Source organism: Dyadobacter sp. LHD-138, from assembly GCF_030929615.1.
GTDB lineage: Bacteria > Bacteroidota > Bacteroidia > Cytophagales > Spirosomataceae > Dyadobacter.
This window is the reverse complement of the sequence record NZ_JAVFVU010000081.1, coordinates 1-6,234: the sequence shown is the minus strand read 5'-3', so window position 1 is coordinate 6,234 and position 6,234 is coordinate 1. Positions and strand designations below refer to the sequence as shown.

Below are 6,234 nucleotides of genomic sequence, written 5' to 3'. Positions count from 1 at the left end.
GCCGGAAAGCGAGCAGTTCCCGGCACTGGTCTGCAAAGACCTGAACTTTAAAGCCTGGTGTGACAGGCTGAGCAACGAAGTTACTTTCCATATCATCATCGCAGGCGGTGGTGCGTACCATGCCTGCGTGGAGTACCTCAAAAAAATGATCCAGGCAGCCAATGGGCGTTTTCGGATCGTGGTCTGGCAGAACCTGAGCACTTTCAGCGAACTTCCCAAGCTGGCCGCTGACCTATCCAATAACTGCGATAGGTTTGGTCTTGAGCTACGGCAGTTTGGTGACTTTGATGCAGGAACCCTTTTGGGTATTCAGATCCTGGAAGGAATCAGAAATGGATACAGCCTGGATCAGTATCCCTTCGGAGCGCAGATCTGCCTGGAAACAGAACTTGAAAACAATTTCAGCGATGAACCAGGTCAGTAAAGAACAGCTCAACCGGATCCGGGGCAGGTATTTGGAGAAATATGGCAAGCTGATGGATAACTGGTCGCCAATGCTGTTTCATGAGATCCATGAGAATTTTGCTCAATTGGACACCCGTGTAAAAGCATCGATCGAGCAGATCAGTAAGGCCGCCGAAGCTATCAAAGGGAGTCATAAGTCGGTCCATTTCAAGGATGATCGCCAGTCCCTTTTCTTCGGGCTTGGCATCGCTACCCCGTCAGCCCTTGCCGTGATGCTAGTCTGTATCTTGATTTTTTGGTATGCCACAAGCAGCCAGGATTACAAGCAAAAAAGACAGCTCATGGATACCTACGAGAACGTTTCTGATTATGTGCTTCTGATGCAGCATGGAGAGATCGTGCACAAAGACGGTGTGAAATATCTGCTGCTTCGCCCGGTGCCTAAAAAAGGAGACATCTTCATTGGCAAGGAGTACATCTATGATCAGCCAAACAAGCGGATACTCGTTCCATTGGGCAGGAAATAGCCCCAGAAATCCTGAAAGTAAACTTTTGTGAACTTTTTTAAACTTTGGCTGCCAAACACAGCCCATTGTAAACATCTGTAAACTTTACGTTGGCTTCCCCAAAGCCAGCTATCGCCGGCACGTCGCGAAAAGGCGACGACCGGCGAGAACTGGCCATGGGAAATCCCCTGGACCCCGCTATTCGCCTTTGGGCTCATAGCTTATTATGCAAGATCATTTTAAAAAATTCAAGATTTATGGAAAATCAAAAGATAAAAGGCAGACCACCAAAGCCAGACAGTATAGCCAGAAGAGATCACTTCTCTGTATGGGTCACCAAAGATGAAAAAGCCAGGATCAATCAGCTGATTGAAAAAAGCAATTTATCGGCAAGCCAGTTTTTTCTAACGCTTGCCCTGGATGTTCCCATCAAGCGGCCGCAGAAAAAGACTCTTCCAGCGCCTACCGCGGAAACGATCCGAATACTTGAGCAGCTTGCGGGTATTCTTTCGCTGGCGGTTTTGAAAACAAAAGATAACCAGATGTACTCCGAGCAGTGGAAGCAAAGCAGCCAGCAGGTGCGACTGCTTTCCAAGCTGATCACACTCTGGGTATTCGAGGCGTTTGAAATTCGAAGCATCCGCAAAACCCTGACCGAGATCAGGGACTGGATGCAGGATTTGGAGCTACTTGTAAGTCTGACGGTACCTGCTTCGGAAGAGAAAATCAGCTTACTAAAGAAGACCGCCTCGGCTTATAAATCAGCCAAAGAGCTGCTTGAAAAGTATGAGCGGTATTACCGCTCCGAGGACCTTCGAAGCGAAGTGCTTTGGAAACATGAGCAGCCAAGTATTGATTTTGGTACAGTGCATCTTCGTATTCAGAAAGCGGTGGACGATATTTTAAACCGCATAAAAAAATGATCGGAAAAGCTGGTCTGGGTAGTTACGCCAAAGGAATTTTGGAGTACTGCTATTATGAGAAAGAACTGACCGGAAAACAGCGCAAGAGCCTCACCCTGGAAGATGTCCGGGGTGAGCTGATCTACGTACAGCATTTGGCGCTGGAAACAGTCCCAGATGGACGTTATGATCTGGACTACCTAGCCAGGCAGTTTCTTGACAACATGGATAAGAACAGAAACCTGACCAAATTTATCTGGCACCAGTCTTTCAGTTTCCCACCAGGCGAAAAGCCTTCCGATGAACAGATCACAAACATTGCCACTGAGTTTGCCAGGGAATTTGGTTTTGCGCAGAACCAGATGCTGGTTTTTCGGCATCTGGATACCGCCAACGCCCATTTTCACCTGGTGGCAAACCGGCTCAATTACAACGGAAAGAATACGGCGGATCATTTTAACAACTATGCCCGCACCGGAAAATTCTGCCGAAGGATGGAATTGGAGCTTGGGCTGAGCATCACCCCTCAGATGCATATCATTAATGGTAACCGAGAAGAGCATACATTGGGTGACCAGTCTAAAATGAAACTGAAAGAACTCATTGACCGGCTTTTACCTTCGGTTCACTCGCTGGGCGAGCTGAGTGAAGCGTTAAAGAAACAGGGATATAAAACCTACCCAGGCAGAGGCATTGCATTTTTCAACACCAAAAACCGGATGAAAGTTAAAGGCTCTGAGCTGGGGCGGCAGTATTCACTGGCTAACCTGCAAAAGCGGCTCGAGCAACAGATTAATGAATCCCAAAACCAGGTTCAGAAACAGGAAATGACCAGGCGGCGAAAACGCGGCATGCATTTGGGGTAATGATTCATGCATTGGTTTTTCGGCCCCTAATAAGCCATTAACACAGTGTCAAGGTAGCGAAAAATCCCCGGACGTTTCAATCAGGATATCCTACAGCCTTTATCCGTATGCGAAGAAGAATCTGAAAAGATCCGTTCAAACCGAAAACAGGGAAAACGACCTGAATTTTTGCATGCTGCTGATGACATAGTCACCTTAGTCATACTGACTAGCACCATCATTTTAAACTTTAATCTGATCAAAATGCTGCTGTACCAGCTCCGAGGACTGCTTGATCAGCAGTTCCAACCGCTGGTGAAGCACACCGGTCTCGGTCGGATCAGGGGAAAACCTGGCAAGGTAGCGGACATTCCGGGCACCATCTGATAGCACCTTAAAGACATCTTGATCCAGCTGCGTCTTGCGCGGGAAGAGATCATCAAGCAGTGGCGTAAAATTACTGCAAAGATCAAAAAGATGACTGAGTGTATGACGGTCGGGCTGGTATCCCAGAAATACAAAGATCAACCCCAGGCAAATCTGCTCGACTCCCTGACTGATCAGGGAAACCACGACGGTCTGTTCCCCTGCTTCCCAAGCCGGCTCCGTCGCAGCGATAAAAGCATCCGCGCGGCTATGGCGCTGGTTCCAGTGGATTTTACAGTCCAGAAGCGTTCTGGATTCATCATATACCGGCACTGGCCCCGCAAAGAAGCGCTCATTTTTTTGATGCAAAACTTCGGCCCTGGCCATAGCATGGTGAAAGAACCGGTTATTGGCATCCAATAAGCGCGTCAATGTTTCCAGACTAACAGCAAGCAGTAGCACCGAGTATTGATTGCCACTCTTATTATTGATTATATTTTGCAGTGAGACTTCCCTGCGCGCTGGCTGATCCGCGGTAATAATTAGCAAATCAAAGTGCTCCCTTGTGAGATGACCGTTCTGGCTACTATCAAGCGGATGGTAACGGGAATCCTGATACGTTCTTTTACCGAAGCAGTAAATACGCTCTACATCCAGGGTGCCGCAGATCTGCTCAATTAATGAAAGCGGAATATCAGGGCCTGCATTGCTATGATCTGTCTGCTTGATTGTTTCCGAGAGCACATTGACGGCCTGCAAAGGCTGGAAGTTTTTCAGTATTTGCACACAGGTTTCATCGGCAGCCAGCTTCACCTCGCTGACTTTGCTCCTTAATGCCGTCACGTCCAGTCTGCTAATCTGGTAGCTGTTTTCATAGCGGACGCTCAGATAAGCCTGGTCCAGTAGCCTGAGAAGCTCCATATCACTTTCACAATCCGGCGAGAAGATATTACTAAGTCTGGTCTGATAGGGTTCCAGGTAATTCTGATGCGCTTTAATGCTGTGGGTTATCTTGGACCTGCCGGTTATCAGAAGCTCCACAGCCCGGTAAGTAAGCTCGATCGCCTGGTGAATCATAAACGCAGACTGGCTGTAATTCTGTTTTTCCAGATGGAAATCTGCACCATCAACAAATGCTTTGATTTTATTTTCTTCCAGACCGTACTGGTGCCTGGCATTTTCCAGCATTTGCTGCTGGCTTAACAAGGCTGGCAAAAGTTGAAAATCTGATCCTTCTTTGGAATAGATCATTTTATCTCGCGTGCAGATGCTGCAAAAATAAAGATTTCCATTACTTACAGCTTCGCTGATCCAGTCAGCCTGGTGCAGCGTAACGTGGATTTTTTGCTGCTGATCAAACAAGGGACTTACAAGCTCATACAGCTCGCTCTGAGACCTTTCACAGGTTTTAGCGATCAAAATTGTCAGAATCGTTTCGCTTGTCCCCACCGATTCAATTTCGTGGACGTAGATCCTCTCAACGTCGATCCGCGCTGTGATTTGATCTATGTTGCCGGTCAGCATTCCGGTTTCTAGTCGGTGATCCAGTATATTTTTCATCATTTTTGCCTTTGGGTTGTACAAGTAATCTGGCCAGGTACGCTCACAGTGTGCCGGTCAGCTTTTTAAATTCGGATAACGCGGTCTCACTTTCCTTTTGAAGCAAATGAAGCGCTGAAAACAGCTCCCTTCTTTCGTAAGATGTAGCGCCATCAAGCAGCGCGATAAGCTCATAGATCCGGGCGTTACGCTGGGCTTGTTTGCAGACATACAGCGCAACGAGCGGACTAAAATCCTGATCGGATCCAGCTATAAAAACGGTACTATCGGAAATGTTTGCGATGTTGATTAGCATATGGATTACCGGATTTGAGGTGATGGATATACAACTTAAATCAAAGTCATACTGCCGGGCTGTCAAACTGTTTTAGTTTTGATGCAAAGGTGATTTGACTGATTTCCATCAGTGTCTGCACATCAGCAGCGAGTAAATCCATCCCGGCCTTACTGGTTTGGTAGTTTCGCTGTCCCTGCAAACTGCATGTTTCTTCCAGTTTTTCAGGCAGGTACCCAAGACGGTCATTGCTGGTGATCAGGGGTAAATACCGTTTGGCAACTTTCTGGTATTCAACCGCAGAATATATTTCAGGTATGGGTCCTTTGAAAGCGGTGATAATGGATTGATAAGTCATAAGCAGCGCCTGATAAAGAAGCGAAGCACCTAAATCAGGATTGTCCTGCTTAAAAAAATCGGCTGCGTTGTTATACAATATTTGGGCTTTGGAAAAAAGAGCTTGAAAACGGTCTGAGGTTTCGGATTTTAATTTATCCATTTGGTCCTGGTCCATTTCAATGATCTTGGTTGGCCCCGTGGAGTACACCTGAAACCGGTTTCTAAAATGAGAGCAGTAGTAAGGACTGCCAAATTCCAGATGTCCCTCAATCTTGGCAGCATCACCCAAGGAAATAAAAATGTCCCTGTTTTGAGAAAAAGCCAGTTTAACAAAGTTCATATTTTGGTCCTCGGCTATATCCACTGCCTCGTCAATCATAAGCAGTATTTCCGTATAGTCATCAATTTGATATTGCGGTATCCCTTTGTGACTGATCACAAAAATCCGCTCGGGTGAGATCGCCGTAATCAAAAGATCCACGATGGGTTTGAGACTGATTTGATCTGAAGCCAAATGCAGCCGCGAACCAATCTTTTCCATCCAGCTGTTAAACGGATTTGAATCCGAATCAGCCAGAAGGTAAATGTGGTTGACGACGCTGGTCGTAGAAAGATCGTTGCCACTGGCCGTGGCGTGATGGCCATCGTTGCTTAAATTTCCCATATCCATGTGTTTTAAATTTTTAACAAATCAAAAACACATCGCGCGCGTACCGAACCAAAAACGGTTGTATCCAACCAATGTTCAGATGTATATTACCTGCCGTCATTGCTTGATGTTCAACAAAATTTTTTATTATATTTGTAACTATGAGTACAGCAACAAAACCCAACCATATAGGTCATAAAATAAGCCGGATTCGGGAACTCCGCGGGCTTAAGCAGGAAGCGTTGGCCTTTGAACTGAAAGTCAGTCAGCAAACTGTGTCTAAAATTGAACAAAGCGAAACCGTGGAAGAACAATTACTCGAGCAGATCGCACAAATCCTTGGTGTCACGGCGGAAGGAATTAAAAATTTTAGCGAAGAGGCTGTGTT

At 46.4% G+C, this 6,234-nt stretch carries 7 protein-coding genes and 1 pseudogene; 5 read left to right on the top strand and 3 right to left on the bottom strand.

What is annotated here, in order from left to right; translation table 11 throughout:
• From RB622_RS29785 to RB622_RS29770, 4 genes and pseudogenes are all read left to right on the top strand, one after another.
• Positions 1 to 424, top strand: a pseudogene (locus tag RB622_RS29785) (hypothetical protein); the annotation flags it as partial.
• On the top strand, positions 390 to 932 hold the full coding sequence (locus RB622_RS29780) for a hypothetical protein (protein WP_308050484.1): 543 nt from the start codon (positions 390 to 392) through the stop codon (positions 930 to 932). The pseudogene RB622_RS29785 and the gene RB622_RS29780, both read left to right, overlap by 35 nt.
• 236 nt (positions 933 to 1,168) lie before the next feature.
• On the top strand, positions 1,169 to 1,834 hold the full coding sequence (locus tag RB622_RS29775) for a plasmid mobilization protein (protein ID WP_308050483.1): 666 nt from the start codon (positions 1,169 to 1,171) through the stop codon (positions 1,832 to 1,834).
• Positions 1,831 to 2,679 carry a relaxase/mobilization nuclease domain-containing protein gene (locus tag RB622_RS29770; RefSeq protein ID WP_308050482.1) on the top strand — a complete coding sequence of 283 codons (849 nt, stop codon included), beginning with the start codon at positions 1,831 to 1,833 and terminating at the stop codon, positions 2,677 to 2,679. Before RB622_RS29775 ends, RB622_RS29770 begins: the two co-directional genes overlap by 4 nt.
• A gap of 222 nt (positions 2,680 to 2,901) precedes the next feature.
• Here RB622_RS29770 and RB622_RS29765 read toward each other — a convergent pair whose 3' ends face one another.
• From RB622_RS29765 to RB622_RS29755, 3 genes are read right to left on the bottom strand one after another with little or no spacing between them, the layout of a single operon-like run.
• Positions 2,902 to 4,587 carry a HEPN domain-containing protein gene (locus RB622_RS29765; protein ID WP_308050481.1) on the bottom strand — a complete coding sequence of 562 codons (1,686 nt, stop codon included), beginning with the start codon at positions 4,585 to 4,587 and terminating at the stop codon, positions 2,902 to 2,904.
• 40 nt (positions 4,588 to 4,627) lie between these two features.
• Complete coding sequence (locus tag RB622_RS29760) at positions 4,628 to 4,879, bottom strand: hypothetical protein (RefSeq protein ID WP_308050480.1); 252 nt, start codon at positions 4,877 to 4,879, stop codon at positions 4,628 to 4,630.
• Between the two features lie 46 nt (positions 4,880 to 4,925).
• Positions 4,926 to 5,861, bottom strand: coding sequence for a hypothetical protein (locus tag RB622_RS29755; protein ID WP_308050479.1), 936 nt, complete (start codon positions 5,859 to 5,861; stop codon positions 4,926 to 4,928).
• A gap of 146 nt (positions 5,862 to 6,007) precedes the next feature.
• Here RB622_RS29755 and RB622_RS29750 point away from each other — a divergent pair.
• On the top strand, positions 6,008 to 6,234 hold a 227-nt coding region (locus RB622_RS29750), incomplete at its 3' end, for a helix-turn-helix transcriptional regulator (RefSeq protein WP_308050478.1).

Coding starts and splice junctions, on each gene's coding strand:
- RB622_RS29765 (WP_308050481.1), bottom strand. CDS start 4,587: ATGATGAAAAATATACTGGATCACCGACTAGAAACCGGAATGCTGACC.
- RB622_RS29755 (WP_308050479.1), bottom strand. CDS start 5,861: ATGGGAAATTTAAGCAACGATGGCCATCACGCCACGGCCAGTGGCAAC.
- RB622_RS29760 (WP_308050480.1), bottom strand. CDS start 4,879: ATGCTAATCAACATCGCAAACATTTCCGATAGTACCGTTTTTATAGCT.
- RB622_RS29770 (WP_308050482.1), top strand. CDS start 1,831: ATGATCGGAAAAGCTGGTCTGGGTAGTTACGCCAAAGGAATTTTGGAG.
- RB622_RS29775 (WP_308050483.1), top strand. CDS start 1,169: ATGGAAAATCAAAAGATAAAAGGCAGACCACCAAAGCCAGACAGTATA.